The 18,869-nt window shown below is 30.7% G+C and carries 24 protein-coding genes; all 24 read left to right on the forward strand.

What is annotated here, in order from left to right:
• Positions 1-25 precede the first annotated feature (25 nt).
• The 24 genes from ACTG46_RS07525 (at position 26) to ACTG46_RS07640 (ending at position 18,869) form a co-directional block, all read left to right on the forward strand.
• A complete protein-coding gene (locus ACTG46_RS07525) occupies positions 26-679 on the forward strand; it encodes a phage scaffolding protein (RefSeq protein ID WP_479923868.1) in 654 nt (217 codons plus the stop codon).
• A gap of 11 nt (positions 680-690) precedes the next feature.
• Entirely contained in the window at positions 691-1,047 is a 357-nt protein-coding gene (locus tag ACTG46_RS07530) for a hypothetical protein (protein ID WP_479923869.1), read from the forward strand.
• A gap of 23 nt (positions 1,048-1,070) precedes the next feature.
• The gene (locus tag ACTG46_RS07535) at positions 1,071-2,099 is read left to right on the forward strand and encodes a major capsid protein (protein WP_095915392.1); all 1,029 of its coding nucleotides are present in this window, start codon (positions 1,071-1,073) and stop codon (positions 2,097-2,099) included.
• 16 nt (positions 2,100-2,115) lie between these two features.
• A complete protein-coding gene (locus tag ACTG46_RS07540) occupies positions 2,116-2,316 on the forward strand; it encodes a DUF7210 family protein (protein ID WP_479923870.1) in 201 nt (66 codons plus the stop codon).
• A 2-nt stretch (positions 2,317-2,318) separates the two neighbouring features.
• Positions 2,319-2,636: a hypothetical protein gene (locus ACTG46_RS07545; protein ID WP_479923871.1), complete on the forward strand. Its 318-nt coding sequence runs from the start codon at positions 2,319-2,321 to the stop codon at positions 2,634-2,636.
• Positions 2,633-3,016 (forward strand): hypothetical protein, encoded by a 384-nt coding sequence (locus tag ACTG46_RS07550; protein ID WP_479923872.1) that lies wholly within the window; start codon positions 2,633-2,635, stop codon positions 3,014-3,016. Before ACTG46_RS07545 ends, ACTG46_RS07550 begins: the two co-directional genes overlap by 4 nt.
• Positions 3,017-3,028: 12 nt before the next feature.
• The gene (locus ACTG46_RS07555; RefSeq protein ID WP_479923873.1) at positions 3,029-3,439 is read left to right on the forward strand and encodes a hypothetical protein; all 411 of its coding nucleotides are present in this window, start codon (positions 3,029-3,031) and stop codon (positions 3,437-3,439) included.
• A 1-nt stretch (position 3,440) separates the two neighbouring features.
• Complete coding sequence (locus ACTG46_RS07560) at positions 3,441-4,265, forward strand: hypothetical protein (protein WP_479923874.1); 825 nt, start codon at positions 3,441-3,443, stop codon at positions 4,263-4,265.
• 3 nt (positions 4,266-4,268) lie between these two features.
• Positions 4,269-4,481 carry a YqzN/YkzM domain-containing protein gene (locus ACTG46_RS07565; protein ID WP_479923875.1) on the forward strand — a complete coding sequence of 71 codons (213 nt, stop codon included), beginning with the start codon at positions 4,269-4,271 and terminating at the stop codon, positions 4,479-4,481.
• 2 nt (positions 4,482-4,483) lie between these two features.
• Positions 4,484-5,905: a phage tail sheath subtilisin-like domain-containing protein gene (locus ACTG46_RS07570; protein ID WP_479923876.1), complete on the forward strand. Its 1,422-nt coding sequence runs from the start codon at positions 4,484-4,486 to the stop codon at positions 5,903-5,905.
• Positions 5,906-5,919: 14 nt separating this feature from the next.
• Positions 5,920-6,339 (forward strand): phage tail tube protein, encoded by a 420-nt coding sequence (locus ACTG46_RS07575; protein ID WP_479923877.1) that lies wholly within the window; start codon positions 5,920-5,922, stop codon positions 6,337-6,339.
• 82 nt (positions 6,340-6,421) lie between these two features.
• A complete protein-coding gene (locus tag ACTG46_RS07580; protein WP_231300614.1) occupies positions 6,422-6,994 on the forward strand; it encodes a phage tail assembly chaperone in 573 nt (190 codons plus the stop codon).
• Positions 6,995-7,163: 169 nt separating this feature from the next.
• Positions 7,164-8,207, forward strand: coding sequence for a phage tail tape measure protein (locus ACTG46_RS07585; RefSeq protein ID WP_479923878.1), 1,044 nt, complete (start codon positions 7,164-7,166; stop codon positions 8,205-8,207).
• 217 nt (positions 8,208-8,424) lie between these two features.
• Positions 8,425-8,574, forward strand: coding sequence for a phage tail tape measure, TP901 family domain protein (locus tag ACTG46_RS07590; protein ID WP_021408342.1), 150 nt, complete (start codon positions 8,425-8,427; stop codon positions 8,572-8,574).
• 610 nt (positions 8,575-9,184) lie between these two features.
• Positions 9,185-12,253 (forward strand): phage tail tape measure protein, encoded by a 3,069-nt coding sequence (locus tag ACTG46_RS07595; protein ID WP_479923879.1) that lies wholly within the window; start codon positions 9,185-9,187, stop codon positions 12,251-12,253.
• An 81-nt stretch (positions 12,254-12,334) separates the two neighbouring features.
• Positions 12,335-13,126, forward strand: a complete 792-nt coding sequence (locus tag ACTG46_RS07600; RefSeq protein ID WP_479923880.1) for a hypothetical protein — start codon at positions 12,335-12,337, stop codon at positions 13,124-13,126.
• A gap of 78 nt (positions 13,127-13,204) precedes the next feature.
• Positions 13,205-13,876 carry a LysM peptidoglycan-binding domain-containing protein gene (locus ACTG46_RS07605; protein ID WP_479923881.1) on the forward strand — a complete coding sequence of 224 codons (672 nt, stop codon included), beginning with the start codon at positions 13,205-13,207 and terminating at the stop codon, positions 13,874-13,876.
• Positions 13,873-14,835, forward strand: a complete 963-nt coding sequence (locus ACTG46_RS07610) for an XkdQ/YqbQ family protein (protein ID WP_479923882.1) — start codon at positions 13,873-13,875, stop codon at positions 14,833-14,835. The genes ACTG46_RS07605 and ACTG46_RS07610 overlap by 4 nt, the downstream gene beginning before the upstream one ends.
• Positions 14,828-15,193 carry a hypothetical protein gene (locus ACTG46_RS07615; protein WP_479923883.1) on the forward strand — a complete coding sequence of 122 codons (366 nt, stop codon included), beginning with the start codon at positions 14,828-14,830 and terminating at the stop codon, positions 15,191-15,193. The genes ACTG46_RS07610 and ACTG46_RS07615 overlap by 8 nt, the downstream gene beginning before the upstream one ends.
• Positions 15,168-15,626 (forward strand): DUF2634 domain-containing protein, encoded by a 459-nt coding sequence (locus tag ACTG46_RS07620; RefSeq protein ID WP_479923884.1) that lies wholly within the window; start codon positions 15,168-15,170, stop codon positions 15,624-15,626. Before ACTG46_RS07615 ends, ACTG46_RS07620 begins: the two co-directional genes overlap by 26 nt.
• A gap of 8 nt (positions 15,627-15,634) precedes the next feature.
• Entirely contained in the window at positions 15,635-16,771 is a 1,137-nt protein-coding gene (locus tag ACTG46_RS07625) for a baseplate J/gp47 family protein (protein WP_479923885.1), read from the forward strand.
• Positions 16,768-17,415, forward strand: a complete 648-nt coding sequence (locus ACTG46_RS07630) for a YmfQ family protein (protein ID WP_479923886.1) — start codon at positions 16,768-16,770, stop codon at positions 17,413-17,415. Before ACTG46_RS07625 ends, ACTG46_RS07630 begins: the two co-directional genes overlap by 4 nt.
• A complete protein-coding gene (locus tag ACTG46_RS07635; RefSeq protein WP_479923887.1) occupies positions 17,408-18,253 on the forward strand; it encodes a phage tail protein in 846 nt (281 codons plus the stop codon). The genes ACTG46_RS07630 and ACTG46_RS07635 overlap by 8 nt, the downstream gene beginning before the upstream one ends.
• Positions 18,254-18,266: 13 nt before the next feature.
• Positions 18,267-18,869, forward strand: coding sequence for a hypothetical protein (locus tag ACTG46_RS07640; protein ID WP_479923888.1), 603 nt, complete (start codon positions 18,267-18,269; stop codon positions 18,867-18,869).

An 18,869-nucleotide genomic window follows, 5' to 3' on the forward strand; every position in this document is an offset into this window, starting at 1 on the left:
ATGCTTAATTTTAGGAGGAAATTAAATGTTAGAGTATTTTAAAAAGTTACTTGGAGATGAAGAAGGACAAAAAGTTTATGAAAAATTATCTAAAGATAAAGAAAATAAGCTTCTTTTAGATAATATTAAAAACTCTAAGTATGTTGAAAAGACAGAGTTAGAAAATGCTAATAAAGAGATTAAAGAGTATAAAAAGCAAATAGGGGATAGAGATAAGCAATTAAATGACTTGCAAGGAAAAGTTAAAGATAACAAAGAGCTATCAGATGAAATTGAAAGTCTTAAAAATGCAAATAAAGAAATTAAAGAAAATGCAGAAAAAGAAATTGAGGTTTTAAAATTCAATACAGCTCTTGAAAGAGCTATTGAAAGTTATAATCCTAAAAATGCAAAAGCTTTATCAGCATTAATAAATAAGGAAAATATCAACTTTGTAGATGGCAAAATCATTGGATTAGATGAACAAATAAAAGCTTATCAACAAAGTGATTCTTATTTATTTAATAATGAAAAAAATAAAGGAGATGATGAAAATGTAGGAACTGGAGGACTAGAAGGAGGAACAATATCATTACTTGATAATGACAGCGAAATAAGTAGTATAGGTGAGTTGCTAGCTAACTCTAAAGTAAAAAGTGAAAATATAGAAGCTCAAAAGAAATTCTTTGGAGAAGAATAGGAGGAAAATATATGAGTATAGAAAAATCTGAGATTTACATGGGGGAAAATAAAACCATATTAAAATTTGCAGGAAATTTATTTCAAAATGTAAATATTAAAATGAAAAAAACTGATGTAGCTGTAGTAGATGGAAAGAGAATTTTAAAAGCAGGTACATTAATATCAAAAGATGGAAAATTGGTAGATGGTACAACTGTTACAAATGATAAAGCTTTTGGTCTAGTATATAGAAATATAGATTTTACTTATTCAAATGGGAATGAAAGTATTCCAGTACTAATATTTGGATTTGTAGATGAAAAGACTTTACCATCAGTTATACCAGAAGAAGCAAAACAAGCAATGAAAATGATTATGTTTTTATAAAATAAATATTAGGAGGAATTAAAATGGATTGGAAAGACTTTATAGACTCTAAGGAGATAGCTAAATATATAAAAAAGTTACCACTAGAAATGTTAATAGGCGAATCTTTGTTTCCAAGAAAAAAGCAAATAGGTATGGACCTAAAATATATTAAGGGAGCGAAGAAAAAACCAGTAGTGTTAAAACAAAGTACCTTTGATGTTGCTGTAAAAATAAGAGCATTAAAAGCTCAAATAGAAGTTAAGTCAAAGAGAATGCCATTTTTTAAAGAGAGTGTTCTTGTAAATGAAGAAGATAGACAACAGTTACTTTTAGCTTCTAAAGCTCAAAACAAAGAACTATTATTAATGATAATTTCACAAATATATGATAATTATTTAGCCCTTGTAGATGGTGGCGATATGCAAATGGAAAGAATGAGAATGCAAGCTCTAGCTGATGGAGTAATAAATATAGTATCAGAAGATGGAGATTTAGTATTTGACTTTGAAGTTCCAAGTAATCATAAAGAAGTGCTAACTGGAAGTGCAACATGGGATAATCCAGATGCAGATATTATAGGAGATATTCAAAGATGGATGAGAATAATGAGAGATGAAGGGAAGCCGTTACCTAAGCGAATGGTAATGACAAGTAAAACCTTTGGGTATTTTGCTAAAAACAAAGCTATTAAATTGGATATAGACAAAGATGGTAGAGTTATCTTAACTGATGAAATGATTAAAAATTATCTTAAAAATAAAGTTGGTTTATCTGTTGCCATAGTAAGTGGAACATATAAATTAGAAGATGAAAGTGAGGAATCTTATTTCCCTGACAACAAAATAACTTTTATTCCAGATGGAGATTTAGGAAAAACTTATTATGGCACAACACCAGAAGAAGCTGACAAAGTATATGGTTCTAAATTAGATTGTTCTGTTGTTAGAACTGGTATTGCTATAACAACAATGAGATTAATTGACCCAGTAACAGTTCAAACTAAGGTATCACAATTAGGTATGCCAAGCTTTGAACGTGCTGATGAATGTTTCTTTGCTACAGTAGCATAATTAAGGGGTGATAATTATGGCTAAAAAGAAAGATAATTTAATGCAAGTAAAAGCTTTAGTTTACTTAAAATATGATAATGAATGTTACAAAATAGATGATGTGTTTGAGATTAGAAAAGCAGACCAAGAATATATGGAAGAAAAGGGCTATATAGAAGTAATAGGAGAAGCTGAGGAAAAGAATAATAATGAGCTTCTTAATAAAGATGGTGAGTAGATATGTCTATTACTGATTTAGATAAATTAAAACTCAATTTGCAAGAAGAAGAGTATCCTTATTTTACAGATGAACAACTTGTGATGTTATTAGAATCTAATGAGAATAATGTTTTAAAAGCTTCATGGAGAGGTTGTTTACTCAAAGGTGCTACAGATGATTGTATTAAAATAGGTCCTATAGAAACTAAAAGTAGTAATAGTTCGTACTGGTTGTCATTAGCAGAGATATATAAAACTGATTATTTAGAAGAAAAATCAAAGAATGAAACAACTAACACAGGATATAAAACATCTATGACAAGAGTTGATGGTCAATGAGAAAACTAAGAGCTGATAAGATAATAAAAACTGTTAATCGAGGGATAGCTTTAAATCCTCAAACAATAACTATAGAGCAGGAAATTAAACAAATAGTGGATGGAGCTATTGAGATTACAAATGAAATAAAAGAACTAACAGTAGTTATATATCCCGAAAAAACTAATGATACAGTAATAAATAGTGAAACTATTGGTACAGCTTATAAAAATAAAAATTTTGGTATGGTTGCAGATAAAGAAGCTGGTTTAAAATTAAATACTGAAAATGATATAACATTTAAATGTATTGAAGGTACTATGAAATTAAACTATGTAAATCCTATTGTAGTTGAGGAACAGGTTTGTGGTTATATATGTGGTCTTGAAAAGCTAGATTAGAGGTGATTTATTATGAGTGTGTTTACTAAGGCTATAAATGAAATTGATAGGAAAAAGGCTACAATGCCACTTTTATGTATGAATATAGCTTTTATGTTAGAAGGAGAAGCTAAGAATAGTGCAAAATGGACTGATAGGACAGGGAATGCAAGACAAGGTATAACAGGAACTAGTCTAGGTGGAGGAAATCAATACATTGTTAGATTAGGGCATGGAGTTGACTATGGAACTGTTTTAGAGGAAGGTTCAGCACCTCATGTTATAAAACCAAAGAATGCTAAAGCTTTATTTTGGAATGGAGCTTCACATCCTGTTATGAAGGTCCAGCATCCTGGAACTAAACCCACTCATTCTTTAGAATCTACGGTCAGCAAGAATATTACTAAAATAGGGAAATTAATAGAAGGACATTGGAGTAAATAATATGAGAGCAGGAATAAGAAAAGTCTTAATTGAGAACATACCAAGATTAAAAGATTGTTATGAACCATCTGTCCCTAATAAAAAGACTATAAAACCTTATATTGTAATTGTCCAAGGTGAAGATGCTGACAATGAAGGTGATGTTATAGGTTTTAGAAGGACCATAAATATTTGGTTATATGAGAAAAGGACTACATTTAATAAACTGGATGAACTTACAAAAGAAGTTATAGAGACTTTAGATTTTAAAACTATAACAGATGATACTTCTAATGAGGTATTTACTTGTATTTATGAGGGTGCAGTTGGTCAAGATGTTATAGATGAAGAATGGGAAGCTATAATAAGGTGTCTGAAATTTAGTGTAATAGCTTTAGATGATAAAGAGGATATAACTAGTGATAGATGGGTTGAAGCTTTATCTAAGTACACAAAAGATTTATTAGAAATCGAGAGTTACAAGGATAATTGGAAGAAAAATTTTATAGCACCATGCTGTTTGTGGCGAACTACAAATGTTGAAAACAAAAGGATTAACTATCATCTGATTGAGATTACTAAAACTATGAAATGTCACGTGGTAAGTAAAAATAAAGATGAAATAGTTAAGCTTCTTGAAGCATTAGAAATACGCTTGATAATAGATAAGAGAGTAAGACTTAGAGAAGATAAAAATATGTATCTAACTGTTGCTAGTGTAGTTGAGGATAGAGAGTCAGATATGTTTTCTAGTGGTCAATTAACTGTAGTATTTAAAATGATAGGTAAGATAAAAAGAGAAGGACCTATTATGAATGAGATTTATAGTAATGGAAACTTAAGATAGGAGGTGCAAGGGTTGGCTGAAACAATTAATAAAAAGATTAGTGTAAGTAAGCAAGAAGAAAAATATTTGAAAAATGATTTCTTAAAAAATAGTGAAGCACTTGGCTACAAGAAAGAAGTAGTGGCAGGTGCTTTATTTAATTGTAAGAAAGAAGAACTTACAAAAGTAGAGTTTGAGAAATTAATAAAAGATTTCTTAGAAAGAGAGGTGAAGTAAAAATGGCAACAGGAACATGGAATGAAAAAGAAAAAAAAGAAATACCTGGCTTTTATAATCGCTTTAAAACACAAGCAGAGAAATCTACAAATACAGGCTTAAAGGGTAGATTAGCAATGCCTATTAAGGCTAATTGGGGAGATGTAGGGAAGGTAATAACAGTAAAAAATGACTTAAAACAGCTTAAAACTCTATTTGGTGATGATATGAGTTATTCAGCTTTCAAACTAGGAAAACTAGCTTTATTAGGGAATGTAAAGGAACTATTGTTGTATAGGCTCGTAGATGGAAACCAAAAAAATGGTACATTAATACTTAAAGATACTACAGAAAATACTGCAAAAGATGTAATTAAGCTAGAAACTAAGTATCCAACTAGCAGAAATTTTAATGTAACAATAAAATCCAATTTAGTGGATTCAGATAAAAAGGATTTTATTTTCTTTGAAGGAACTAAACAACTATTTTCTAGTTCAGTCAAAGGTACTATAGATGAAATAGTACTAGAAATAAACTCAAATTTAGATAATGAGTATGTAATTGCAACTAAAGTAGCTGATAGTGATACAACATTAGCAAACTTAGTGAATGTAGCACTTGAGGGTGGAAATGATGGTTGCACATCTATAACAAATGAGTCTTATTTAAAAGCATTGGAAGAATTTGAAAGATATAGCTTTGATGGCTTTACACTTGATGGTGTGGCTGACGAAGCTTTGCAGGAAACTACAAAGGCTTGGGTGGCTAAGAATAAAGAATTAGGAAAAGATATATTATTATTTTTAGGTGGGAAAAAAGAGGATAATATAAAACAGATTAATGATAAATCAAAAAGTTTTAATGATGAAAATATAATTAACGTTGGAAGCTCAGCCTATTATGAAGAAATAAAATATACACCTAGTGAAGTAGCTGTTTATATAGGAGCATTAGCAGTAAGCAAAGGCATAACAGGTAGTATATGTAATGCTAAGACTATATTTGAAGAAGTAGAACCACGATTAAGTCAATCAGAAGTTAAAGAGTGTTTAAAGTCGGGAACATTAATACTTGATTTTGATGATGGAGACGTGATTATAGTTGATGATGTAAATACATTTAAAAAGTATGTAGATGATAAGAATGAAGCTATGGGATATATATCTAATATTATGTTTATTAACACTATAAATAAAGATACTTCATTGAAAAGAAAAGAGTTTGTAGGGAAAATATTTAATGATGCGACAGGGCAGACAACTGTTATATGTGCATTAAAGAAATATTTTGAAGAATTAATGTCACAAGGTATTATATCAGAGTTTAATGTTGATATAGATACAGAGCTTCAAGCAACTGCCAAAGCAGATGAGTTCTATTGGAAATGGGATGCTATTAAGGTTGATGTAATGAAGAAAATTTATGGAACTGGTTATTTAGGATAAGGGAGGTGTAAAAGATGAGCAAATATAATGATGATTATATAGAAGAAGCAAATTTTTTGAATGGTTCTAATGTAAGAATAATTATAGATGGCGAAGAAGAAATGTATGCAGAAGAAATAAAAGCAGACTATGAACAAGACGAGCAAAGTGTAAAGTTATTAGGGTGTGAAGACGAGATTTCAAGAGGTGGAACAAAAAAAGGCTCTTTTTCTTTAACTAGATTTAAGGTTAATTCAAATATATTAAAACTTGGCTTTAAAACTTTTGAGATAATTTACGAATTAAGAAATACTGAAACTTTTGGTTATGAAAGAATAAGGTTAAAAAACTGTAGACTTAAAAAAATACCTGTTATAAATTCAAAAGCAGGTGAAGATGTAAAAGAGGAGTTAGAAGGTTCATTTAGAGGATATGAATTATTAGATGAACTTTAAAATAATACTACACATGAAGCTATAAACAATTAACTTTGTTTGTAGCTTTTTTATTAAAATAAAAAATATTGGAGGAAAGAATATGTTAGATATGGATAAAAGAGAATTAGAAAACGAGGAAGTAATAAAAGAAAATAATGTCGTTGCTGAAGAAATAGAAAACGAGGATTATATTATAGATGAAGAAATAGAAGACGATTTTGAGGAGGATGATGACGAGTCAGATGAAGCTAAAGAAAATGAAATATTGCTTAATTTAGCTGATGATGAAATTTTTAGAAGATTAACAAAAGTAATTGAACCACCTACAAGAATACTTAAAATCGATAGAGTAAAAATACCAATTACTATAAAAGCTTTTACAGAAAAAGAAATAACAAACATAAGAAAAAAATGTACTAAAACAAGAAAATTGAAGAATGGACTTACAGAAGAAAAAGTAGATGATGATTTAATGAACCTAATGTTATTAGAAAGAGGAATTACAAAACCTAATTTTAATAATAAAAGGTTTTTGGAGGAAAATAAATATTCTAATGCAAGAGAAGCACTAAAAAGACTTTTCTTAGCAGGTGAATTACAAGCTATTGCAGATGAAATCTTAAAATTATCTAGATATGATGAGGTATTAGAGGAAATTGAAATAAAAAACTAATTAAGCATGGTGGAATTGTAACTAGTTTATTTAATGTATTTGTAAAAACTAGGATTCTACCTGATGAATTTGTTAAAAAAGATAAGCTAGTACAAAAACTAATATTAGGATTTGTCAATTATGAAATTGAATTAGAAGAAAAAGCAAACAAATCTAAATAGAAAGTGAGGTGAGAGAAATAGCCAAAAAAGAGATGTATCATATTGATGTCGTTATTGGTGTAAAAGGGGATGCAGAAACTAAAAACAAGCTGAGTGCTGCTGAAAAAATAGCTGAACGTACTGAAAAACGGATGCAAAAGCTTAATAAAATAAAAGCTAACCCAGCTATTAGAATAAATGATAGAGCTTCTAACACCATAAATAAAATAAATGGCAACATGAATAAAGCTAGAAGAACAGTAACCGCAACAATAAAGGCTAAAGATAATGCGAGTTCTACAGTTAATAAAGTTAATAGTAATGTTAATAAAGCTAGAAAGACAGTAATAGCAAGATTAAAAGCTACAGATAACGCAAGTTCTACTGTTAACAAAGTTAATAACAAGATAAAAGAAGTTGCTAAGCCTGTACCTCCTGTGATAATTAGAGGACAAGATGAGTCTAGCTCTATAATAGATAAAGTGAAAGCTAAGATGCAGAACTTAAAAGCTGATACTATTATAAAAATAAAGTCTCAAGCTGATGAAGCTATAAACACTATTTCTCGAACTAAAAATAAATTACAAGAATTTGTGAGTAAGAGATATGAAGCAGCAGTCAAAATTCGAGATGAAGCTAGTTCGGCACTTGGAGGAATTACAGGAAAAATAAATTCTTTTGTGAGTGGAGCTATTAGTAAATTCGCTCAGTTGACGGCTGCCGCAGGAGCTTTAATTGGAGGAATTGGTGTTGGGAGTGCTGTAAAAGGATTTGCAACTTTTGAACAAAGTATGAAGAATGCACAAGCAGTAAGTGGAGCAACAGGAAAAGAGTTAGAAGCTTTAACTGCAAAAGCTAGACAATTAGGGAGAGACACTAGCTTTACGGCAAAAGATGCAGGAGATGCTTTTTATTATATGGGTATGGCAGGATGGAAGTCTGAGCAAATGATAAAAGCAATACCTGACGTTCTTAACTTGGCAGCAGCAGGAGGAACAGATTTGGCACTAACGTCTAAAGTATATTGGACAGCTATAGAGAAATCTATAGTAAAAAATATGGGGTTAAAATAGGGAAGCCTAAGTATAAATTTATATATGGTAATCTATTGCCACTTTATTTAGAAATAGGTAAAAGGCTTAACGACTAGATTAGTAATCTAAGTCCTTATATGGATATGATGAAAATCCACGAAATCCCACACTCTAACGTAAAGTCGAGGGTGATGAAATAGTCTGAACTATATAGAAATATATAGAAGCTAAGATAAAGAGCTTAGTGTATAACAAAATGGATATAGTGACGGATGGTTTAACTGCATTGGGACTAACTGCAAATGATACTACCGAATTTGTCGACGTAATGGCGGCAACAATAACTAATTCTAATACAAGTGTTGAGTTGATGGGTGAATGGATTGCCCATGTAAAAGCTATTTAATTCGGTGAACCCTAAGTTAATTTTTTAATATGGGAATACCGAGCGAAGCTAGTTCGGAAACGACTAGAACGTGTAACGACTAGACAAAGTATGCTAAGTAAAAGTATTTTTATATGTTGAAATGTCCACGAACAGTAGCTATCAAATTTTAAAAAATTTGATAAAGATATAGTCTGAACTATATAGAAATATATAGAAGCTAAGATAAAGAGCTTAGTGTATAACAAAATTGGAGACATTTAAATATGTAGGTTCCATGGGTGGAGCATTAGGAGTATCTATGAAAGATTTATCTCTTGCAACAGGTCTAATGGCTAAATAATTGGTCAGCTTAAAGAAATTTAAGTAAAAAATATTCGGTGAACTCGGGAAAAGCTAAGTTTAAAAAATATGCTAATTCCGAACCAAGCTAAGTGAAGCTAATAAAAGTAGCTTAGAAGGTGTAGAGACTAATGGTTGAGTATAGCAAACAATAATACCAACACGAGTGCCGAACATCTTAGCAAGTAAAGTTGAAGATGAAGATATAGTCCGATACTCTTAGGAAACTAGGAGAGTATAAGATAAAGAGCTTATACATAACAAATTGAGTGCAAGTGTCAAGGGAAGCATGGCAGGTACTTCGCTAAGAGGAGGTCTAGTTAGATTAATAAAGCCACCAGCAGAAGCAGCTTCTGCAATTAAAAAATATGGAATAGAATTAAAGAAAAATAAAGATGGAAGTTTAGATTTAGCAGGAACGATAGGAAGTTTAAGAGAAAAATTAGGAGGATTAGAAGATGTTGAAAAAGGTGTTGCAATATCTTCTATATTTGGTCGTACAGCAATGGCAGGTTGGGCGGCAGTTGTAAATGCTAGTGAAAGTGACTTTAATAAATTAACAACAGCTATTGCAGAAAGTGAAGGAGAAGCTAAGAGGATAGCTGACATGAAACTTGATACTCTGTCGGGACAATTTACACTTTTAAAAAGTGCTATTGATGATGTAAGGATAAGTGTGGGAAGTAAATTAGGTCCTATGACTCGCCAATTTGTAGAAGATTTAATTAAGAAAATGCCACAAATTGGGGATGCTATAGTTGGAGTTGTAGAAAAATTTGTAAATAATTTTGATAAGATAAAAGCAAGAATACAAGTGTTATTACCTGCAATTGGTTCTGTTATAGCCTCTGTTATGGTACTTAAAGCCACCTTTGCTTTTGGAGGAGCTATTAAAAGTTTAAGTTTACTTGCAAGTACTTTTGGTACAGCTAAATTAGCTGCCTTCGCATTAACAGTTGGGATAGGAGCTGTAGTTATAGCTTTTGCAGGAATGACTGTTGCTATTTCTAATAATAAAACTGCTATGATGGATTTGCAGACTAGATTTGGTTCTTTTGGTGAATATGTAACTACAATAATGGAAACTGTAGGTGGAGTTATAAAGCTTACGCTAGGAAATCTACTTATAATGCTTGGAGGGATAGGCAAAGGAATAGGTATTCTTTTATCAGATAAGAGTTGGGATGAAAAAGCTTCAGCATTAAAAAATCTTTTTGGAAAAACTACAGCAGAGATTAAAACAAATACAAAAGAAGCATTATCAGATATAAATTCAGAGACTTCTAACGCAACAGCTCTATTAAAAAAATCAACTTCAAAGGAGTTACAAGGTGTTACTAAAGCTTTCTCAACAGCTTTTGACCAATCTAAAAATGTAACAGAGAAGAAATCTAGTGATATAGCTAGAGCATTAACGAATGGATTGAAAGGTTTAGATGACCAATCTCTTACTATGATGAGAGGATTGAATGATAATATGGCAATAATATTGTCGGGTGTGACAGCAGATATGAAACCTAGCGATAAAGTTAGCAAAATCACTAAAAATTTAGATGATGCTTTCAAGGCAGGTAAATTGAGTGCTCAAGAATATAGAAGTAGCATACAAGAAACCTTAAGTTTTATAAGTAAATATAGTGCAGATTCTTCTAATAATTTAAAACAAGGTATGAGTGATGCTTTTAATGCTTTCAAGGAAGGAACAAATGTAGGTGGGTTGAAAGATGGAGTAACAGGAATGCTGAACTCTTTGAAAACAACAGGACCACAGGCTCTAGAAACTCTAAAAGGATTAGGTGGGAAAGCAAGTGAGATTTTTAATGGAGTGGACTTTAATTCTTCTATAGATACACAGAAAACTAAAGTATTACAGAATCTAAATAGTCTAGGATTGGAAGGAACACAAGCTATAGACACATTAAGAACTATTTTTTCACAAGCTTCTACTGCACTAGATACTACAAACCTAAAGCAAGGTTTGAGTGATACATTTAATTCGTTTAAAATTGGTTTTAATCAAGACGGTATGAATGGAGCAATAAGCAGTATGCTTGGTACCATTAATCAAATAGGACCACAGATGCAAGCAGCTCTAGGGAAAATGGATGGAAATATGGGTCAAGTATTTGCTAATGTAGATTTTAGCACTCCAATAGAAACACAAGCCAGTAAAGTTCTTGAAAATTTGAATAATTTAGGGATAGAAGGACCAAAGACTCTAGAAACTGTAAGGAGTATCTTTGCTCAAGCATCTTCACAAATACAAGGTTCAGCTTCTCAAACTGCACAGCAAGCAAATCAGCAAGTGGCTGATGCTCTAACTCAAGGTAATCCAGCCGTACAACAAGCAGGACAACAATTAGGTACAGATTTGACCGATAGTGTAGTAAATGGAGTACAGGCAGGAGTGCCAGTTGTACAGCAAAAAAGTAATGAAATAGCTATAGCTACACAAAATGGAGTAACAAATGCTGTAAATAGTGCAACTCCTCAAATTGATAATAGCAATCTTACAAATGGTATAGACACAGCATTCAACCAAGCTACTGCAACAGTTCAGCAAGGAGCTACAAATATGTATAATGGAGCTAAGCAAAGCTTTAGCCAATTAGCTCAAGTTGGAAAAGAAGCTGGAAGTAGCCTATACAATGGTGCTACAACTTCTTTTAATATGTTAGCATCAAATGTAAGGGTTGCATGTAGTAGTATGTATAATGGAGCTAGGACGTCTTTTACAAGCTTAAGCAGTTCAGCAATAAGTGCCATTTCTTCTATGTGCAGTTCTGTAGTAAGTCAAGTTAGTGCTATGTCAAGCCAAGTTGTTAGTTATTGGAATAGTGTAAGAGCAACAGTTTCAGCACCAATCTCTGCATCTTTTAATGTTAAGACTACTCAAACAACTGTCAAAAGGACAGTAAATGAAGGAGGCGGAATACTAAGCAATATACTAGACCATTTTGCTGAGGGCGGTGTTGCAAGTAAACCAAGTATTTGTGGAGAAGCAGGTCCCGAAATGGTTATTCCTTTATCAAATGCTAGAAGAAATCGAGCGATAGGTCTGTATGAGCAGACAGGCAAAATGTTAGGTTTAAGCTCAACTCCATCACAAAAAATTGGAGGAAGCTATTCCAATGTTGTAAATAATGTTAAACAATTTCCTTTCACAAATGTTTTAGATACAGATAATAAAGAATATAAAGAAGCTACACCAAATAGTGTTAATTCTTCTAGCAACACTATAAATTTAGGTGGGATATCTATTAATGTTCAAAATAGTAATAATAAAGAAGAAATGATACAGGAAATATTGTCTCAAGTAGAAAATGAGCTAAGAGAAGCATTACAAGACATTGGATAATGTCGAATTATTGTTAAAAAAATCCTTCTCATAAATGATATAATATTGTTAAAATATGTAAAATTATGAGGGGGAAATTTTATGTGGCAGAAATTTAAAAGCCTAAATATTTTGTTGAAAGTTATTATAGGTATTATAGCAATATGGTTTTTACCGATTGCATTGGCTGCTTTTGCAATTGAATTATTGATGAAAGCTATCAGAAATAAGAGTAAGGGTAAGATAGTTTTAGGATGTTTTTTAGCATTATTAACATTGAGTTGCGTTAGGTATGTTTATTTTACAGATGATATAAGTGATGAAAATCCTGCTCAAGTAAATCAAGTTTCTAGTAAAGAAAAAGAAGATGATGGAAAGAAAGTGGAAGAAGAAACTAAAAAACAAGAAGAAGAGAAAGTTCAAACGGAGCAACAAAAAAAAGATGGAGAAGCTATAAAATTAGCACAAGAAAAACAAAATAGTGAAAATGCTGAAAAACAAGCTCAAGCAGAACAAACTAAAAAAGATGAACTTGTGAAAAAGCTAGAAACATATGAAAATATATATTTAATGATTCCTGCGAGTATAGAAGAAACATCAGCTTCAAATAATGCACTTGAGCTACAAAAAACCTTTTCGACAGGGAGAGATGTAGCATCAAAATGTTGGCAAGAGCTAGGTGATTTAAAAGATAAATATAGCACTGAATCAAATGAATATAAAGCTATACAAAACTTGCAATTAGCATTTTTCGTGGTAAAAGATGCGTGTAAAAATGGAATAAAATATTTAGACAAAAATGAATACAAATATTATGAGAAATATGAAAAAAATTGTAACGAAGCAGGTGCTTGGTATAGTGATTTTGTAACTTTAAAAGAGAAAATTAAATAAAAAAATTAAAATAAATATAAAAACACCTACTAATTAGTTGGTGTTTTTAATATGCAATTAATTAAGTGAGGTGATAGCTTGGTAATAGACATATACCTAAAAAATGAAAAAGAAAAAATAGATTTCCATTTTCCAGTTAACCCACAAGATTCTTTATCTATTAAAAAAGAAAAAAGATTTGAAACTGTTGATATAGTAAATCTAGGTGAATTTGACATTAAAAAAGAAGGAGAGAAGATAAGAGAAATATCATTCAAAACCTTCTTACCAAACTTATATGATGCTTCTTATTGTAGATACAGTGAGTTAAAAAATCCAATTGAAATAGTTGCAATGCTTGAAAAATGGGTAGACCAAGCCGAACCTCTAAGACTTATTATAACTGGTTTTGGTTACAATGGATTAGTTACAGTATCTAGTTTTAGCAATATTCAAATAGCAGGAAGAGAAGAAGATAGAGATATTGAGATAACATTTAGAACTTACAGAGAACTGAAGATAGAGACATTAAAAAAAGAAACTAAAAGTAATACTAAAACAGATTTAAAAGACAATAGACCTAATACTCAAACTAAATCTAAAATATATACAGTTACATCTAAAGACACTTTATGGAGTATTGCAAAGAAATTTCTAGGTAAGGGTTCAAGGTGGCCAGAGATTTACAATATACCCGAAAATAAAAAAGTTATTGGTAAAAATCCAAATATAATTAAAAAAGGTCAAAAGTTGGTGATACCTTCTAAATGAAAATAATACTAAATGGAAAATATGATATTGCAAATTTTAATGAGGGAATAACATTAAGTGAAGCTATAGATGGAGTTGCATATAAAATGGATGTATCCTTAATAGAAACTAAAGCTTTGCAAGATATAAATATTAAAAAAGGTGATAAAATAATTCTAATTGACATTGCATATGAGAGTAAAAAAGAAGAAACAATCTTCAATGGAGTCATATGGGAAACTAGAAGAAGTGAAAAGAGCAAGAAACTAACATTGTCTTGTAGAGAAAGAACAGTATATATGGAAGAATCAGAAGAACAATATAGTTTTAAAGAAAATACAGCAACACAGAGGATTGAATATTACTGTAAACAATGGAATATACCTTACTACAATCTAGCTAACACAGGAAAGAAACTTGCTAAAGTAATACATAAGGCTAACATACTAGATATGATTAAAAAAGATTTAAAGGAAACAGCAACAAAAGGTGGAGATTTATTTAGAGTAAGAATGGATAATAAATTGAAATTATTTAAGCTTGGAACTAATGCAAATGTATATAAATTAGATAGTATATTAGAAGATGCAAACTTTACAAGTAGTTTTAATGATGCAGTAACAAGTGTAAAAGTGTTAGGTAAGAGTAAAGATGAGAATACAAAAGCACCTATCATTGGCACATATAAGAAGGACTCAGACAAATATGGAACACTACAAAAGATTAAACAAGATGAAAAGATAACTAATGCAAAAGAAGCTAAGAAAGCAGCAGAAGCAATGTTTAATTCGGGCGAAGAAACAATAAGTGTAGATTGTGCAGTAGACATAAACAGAATAAGAGCAGGTGACAAGGTATCTTTAAAAGGAAGAGAATACTATGTTATAGATGTCACTCATACATTAGACTCTACACCAAAAATGAAGCTCAATATAGGAACTTTAGATTATATAAGGAGGAAATTTTATAACAATGACTGATGCTAGATTCAATGGAGTTGCTAGAATATTAAAAGAAAAAATGAATAAAAGTGTTAATGATGGAATCTTTGGAATGGGTTGTGAGCTTGCAGAAATAACAACAAATGGTCTTAAGGTGAATGGTTATAAAGATGAAATACAAGATTATTTAGTATTAGAGAATTTAACCTTAAAAGAAGATTATTTTACTTTTTCAGATGAGGCTTTAAGTGGAGAATATAGACATAAACATAAAATAGAAACTCCAAAAGAATTAAAGCCACTAGATATAGGAGATAATGTATTAGTAGCTATTATGGGGGCTGAATTTGTAGTAATTGGGAGGGTTGTAAATGCCAAACCTATTTCCACAAAATGAAACTTTTGAAACTGTAGAATTAAAAAATAATAATGAAAATGAATTGAACCTAAAGGGTTCTTTTTTATTTGACTTTATAAAAGGTGAATTTGTTAAAAATGCAGATGGAACATTAAAAAGATGTAACAAGGTAGAGGCATACAAACAATGGTGTCAAAAAGCTATATTAACACCTAGATACAAACGGTCAGCTTATTCTAGTGTATATGGAAGTGAAATAAAAGATTTAATTGCTAGTAACCTATCCCAAAGTGCTAAAGAGCTTGAAATATCTAGGTTAATAAAAGAAACTATTTTAGTTCATCCATATACAAAAGAAGTGAGTAATTTTATATTCAATTGGCTTGAAAATAGTAGGCTTGTTAATTATGAATTTGATGTACTAACAATAGATGATGAAAATATAACTATAGATGGAAACATAAAAAGGTAGGTGATTATATGGAAAGAGAACTACCTATACCAGTATTTTTGACAGAAGATGAAGACACTATACATGAAAGAATGTTAAGCAACTTTCAAGATGTGAGCACACTAGAAGGGGACTTTATTTATGATGCAACAAGACCTACAGCAGAAGAATCTGCACAGTTAAAACAACTAGGACTACAAAATAATTTAAAGATTGCATTTCCTCAGACATCTTATGGAACTTATCTAGAGTGGTTAGGAGAATGTAAGGGAGTATTTAAAAATCAACCAACTAAATCAGTTGGTATGGTTACATTTACAGGTGTGCAAGGAACTATCATTACAAAAGGAACTATTGTTACAACGATTGCTACAGATGAAAAACAGAGCATAGAGTTTGAGCTTCTTGAAACTAAAACTATAGGAGAAAATGAAACAGTAGATATTAAAGCAGAATGTAGAGAAACTGGAACTATAGGAAATGTATCTAAAGGCAGTATATCTGTTTTATTAGGTTCTATTAATGGGATTAAATCTGTTAATAATAAAGAAGATTTCAAAGGCGGAACAGATATTGAAGATGAAGAACATTTTAGAGAAAGAGTTCTTGTAGCAGAACAAGAAGACAAACTTAGTGGAGCTAATTCAGATTATATTCGTTGGGCTAAAGAAGTAGCTGGAGTTGGATATGCCTATGTAGTTCCCGAATGGAATGGAGCGGGGACAGTAAAAGTATTAATACTAGATAAAAATAGAAAAGCAGCAACACAAGAATTGATAGATAAAGTTCAAGAATATATATATCCATTAAATGTATCAGAAGGAGAAAATAGAGACGGGAAAGCTCCTATCGGGGCTTTAGTAACAGTTGTAACACCCGAAACATTACTTATTAATGTAAAAGCTAGTTTTATATTTAGTAACAGTTTTAGTGAAGAAACAGTATTAAACAATCTAAAAACTAAGATAGACAAATATTTAGATAAGATTGATTTAGGTGGAACAGTCTCATACAATGCGATACAAGCAATAGTAGGTTCTATGATGTTGACAGACGAAGGTATACAGGACTTTTCTAATCTTACTATAAATGATGTAAAAGAAAATATAAAATTGCAGGACCAAGTGGTCGGAGTAGGGGAAATAGTTAACGAGGTGGTTGGATGATAGCTTCTAAAAAAGGTAGAGAAATGCTTCTTACATTGTCACCAATATATGAACAATCTATCATAATGCAAAGCTTATATGAAGCTATAGGAAGCGAATTTGATAATTTAGAGTTATTAAATAAAGAAATAGAATTACAATTATTTCCTCAAATTGCAACATGGGGTTTAAGTTTTTGGGAAAATAGAGTAGGTTTAGCTACTAATCTAGATGAAGCTATAGAAACTAGAAGAAGAAAAGTCATTGCTAAGCTCCAAAGCAAATATATTATGACACCTAAAAGAATGTCTATGATACTTCAATCTTATACAGGTGCAAATATAAAAATAAATGAAAACATATCTCCATATACTTTTGGAGTTGAATTAACTAGTACTCAAGGTTTTCCTAGAGATTTAGAAGATTTATATAAGAGAGTAAATGTTATAAAACCTTCTCATTTATCTGTAAGTTATAAGTTAGTATCTTTATTAAAAAGTAAAACTTATTTTGCACAAACAACAATTATGGGTGAAGAAATAACAGTATATCCTTATTCAAGTAAAGAAGTAAAAGCTAATGTCAAAGCTAAGTTTGCATTAGCTCATAACATGAGTTCAGAAATATTAACAGTATATCCAAAAGGAGGTGGTATAAATGGCTGATGAACAATTTTACACTATACTTACAAATATAGGTAAAGCTAAGATTGCTAATGCAGGAATGCTAGGTAAATCAGTAGTACTAGAGAAGATTCAAGCAGGTGATGGAGGAGGAAGCTATTACAATCCAACAGAAGACCAAATAGCATTAAAAAATAAAGTTTGGGAAGGGAATATAAATGCTTTTGACAAGGATGAAAATAATCCTAATTGGATTATTGCAACAGCATGTGTACCTGGTTCAATAGGTGGATTTACAGTTAGAGAAATGGCTCTTATAGATAATGAAGGCGATATGATTGCAATTTGTAAAAGTCCTGAAACATATAAGCCAAAAGTTGGCAATGGAGCTATGAAAGATTTGTATTTGAAGTTTATCATAGAGGTATCTAATGTAGAGAAAGTGACCTTAGTTGTTGACCCAACTGCGATATTTTTAACTAAAAAAGATGAAGAAAAAATATTAACAAATATCAATAAGTTAGACACTAAAATAGATACAACCAAAACAGAGTTAACAAGCAACATAGAAACTGCTAAGACAGAGTTAAATGGAAAAATAGGAGATACAACACTACTTCAAACAACAGAGAAAACAAATATAGTTGGTGCATTAAATGAGGTAAAAACTAGTGTAGATAGTATAGAAACAACAGCAGAGAAAACAACTATAAAAGATACAGATAACTTATTTGAAAGTGACAATGTAGAGGAAGCATTAAATCAACTAGCAAGAAATTATAATACATTATCAGAAAAACAGAATAATTTAGAAACAGAAGTGAATGGACAAAGAATAAAAGGAATTTCAATAGCAAATAATTTAATAGATATGATATAAGTGAGGTGGAGATATGACAGAAAAGTTGACTGATAATGCTAGTTTACGAGAACTTATGATAGCATTTGAAAGTACAAAAAATGATTTACAGATAGGTAAAAATAATATAGCAAGTGCATTGGGAAGTCCATTTTTAGGGACAGATAAATTAGATACAACTAAAACAAAAACACAAACATTAAAAAATACACTTGCAAGTAATATAACTGATAAAGGTATTGCAACAACTAGTACAGAAAGTTTACAAGATATGATAAATAAAGTCAGTAGTATAAAAGATTTAAAGCAAGCAAGTGGTAATGTAACAGCATATAAGGGGAGTTATTATGAAAATGATTCATATGCTAATACTTGGAGTGTAAATTTACCACAATTAAGTTTTGTGCCACTTGTAGTTTTTGTGTATGCTTCTGCAACAAGAGTTTCAATTTGGATTAATAGTTCTTTTTCTAAAAATCTTTATTATGGAAAAACAAATAACATAGGAACACAATTAAAGACTTACTATTTGCCCAATTTAGGAGAAAATAATCCTATAGAAGTTCCATTTTTTATATATGGTTCTACTGATGGAACTTATATAGCAAATTGGTTAGCAATAGGACAGGAGGTATAA

The sequence above is a fragment of the Clostridioides sp. LIBA-7678 genome (assembly GCF_056716065.1).

Bases quoted from the DNA above. Each gene is read 5' to 3' on its own strand.
- ACTG46_RS07525 (WP_479923868.1), top strand. From the start codon at position 26: ATGTTAGAGTATTTTAAAAAGTTACTTGGAGATGAAGAAGGACAAAAA.
- ACTG46_RS07530 (WP_479923869.1), top strand. From the start codon at position 691: ATGAGTATAGAAAAATCTGAGATTTACATGGGGGAAAATAAAACCATA.
- ACTG46_RS07535 (WP_095915392.1), top strand. From the start codon at position 1,071: ATGGATTGGAAAGACTTTATAGACTCTAAGGAGATAGCTAAATATATA.
- ACTG46_RS07540 (WP_479923870.1), top strand. From the start codon at position 2,116: ATGGCTAAAAAGAAAGATAATTTAATGCAAGTAAAAGCTTTAGTTTAC.
- ACTG46_RS07545 (WP_479923871.1), top strand. From the start codon at position 2,319: ATGTCTATTACTGATTTAGATAAATTAAAACTCAATTTGCAAGAAGAA.
- ACTG46_RS07550 (WP_479923872.1), top strand. From the start codon at position 2,633: ATGAGAAAACTAAGAGCTGATAAGATAATAAAAACTGTTAATCGAGGG.
- ACTG46_RS07555 (WP_479923873.1), top strand. From the start codon at position 3,029: ATGAGTGTGTTTACTAAGGCTATAAATGAAATTGATAGGAAAAAGGCT.
- ACTG46_RS07560 (WP_479923874.1), top strand. From the start codon at position 3,441: ATGAGAGCAGGAATAAGAAAAGTCTTAATTGAGAACATACCAAGATTA.
- ACTG46_RS07570 (WP_479923876.1), top strand. From the start codon at position 4,484: ATGGCAACAGGAACATGGAATGAAAAAGAAAAAAAAGAAATACCTGGC.
- ACTG46_RS07575 (WP_479923877.1), top strand. From the start codon at position 5,920: ATGAGCAAATATAATGATGATTATATAGAAGAAGCAAATTTTTTGAAT.
- ACTG46_RS07580 (WP_231300614.1), top strand. From the start codon at position 6,422: ATGTTAGATATGGATAAAAGAGAATTAGAAAACGAGGAAGTAATAAAA.
- ACTG46_RS07590 (WP_021408342.1), top strand. From the start codon at position 8,425: ATGGATATAGTGACGGATGGTTTAACTGCATTGGGACTAACTGCAAAT.
- ACTG46_RS07595 (WP_479923879.1), top strand. From the start codon at position 9,185: ATGGCAGGTACTTCGCTAAGAGGAGGTCTAGTTAGATTAATAAAGCCA.
- ACTG46_RS07600 (WP_479923880.1), top strand. From the start codon at position 12,335: ATGTGGCAGAAATTTAAAAGCCTAAATATTTTGTTGAAAGTTATTATA.
- ACTG46_RS07610 (WP_479923882.1), top strand. From the start codon at position 13,873: ATGAAAATAATACTAAATGGAAAATATGATATTGCAAATTTTAATGAG.
- ACTG46_RS07615 (WP_479923883.1), top strand. From the start codon at position 14,828: ATGACTGATGCTAGATTCAATGGAGTTGCTAGAATATTAAAAGAAAAA.
- ACTG46_RS07620 (WP_479923884.1), top strand. From the start codon at position 15,168: ATGCCAAACCTATTTCCACAAAATGAAACTTTTGAAACTGTAGAATTA.
- ACTG46_RS07625 (WP_479923885.1), top strand. From the start codon at position 15,635: ATGGAAAGAGAACTACCTATACCAGTATTTTTGACAGAAGATGAAGAC.
- ACTG46_RS07630 (WP_479923886.1), top strand. From the start codon at position 16,768: ATGATAGCTTCTAAAAAAGGTAGAGAAATGCTTCTTACATTGTCACCA.
- ACTG46_RS07635 (WP_479923887.1), top strand. From the start codon at position 17,408: ATGGCTGATGAACAATTTTACACTATACTTACAAATATAGGTAAAGCT.
- ACTG46_RS07640 (WP_479923888.1), top strand. From the start codon at position 18,267: ATGACAGAAAAGTTGACTGATAATGCTAGTTTACGAGAACTTATGATA.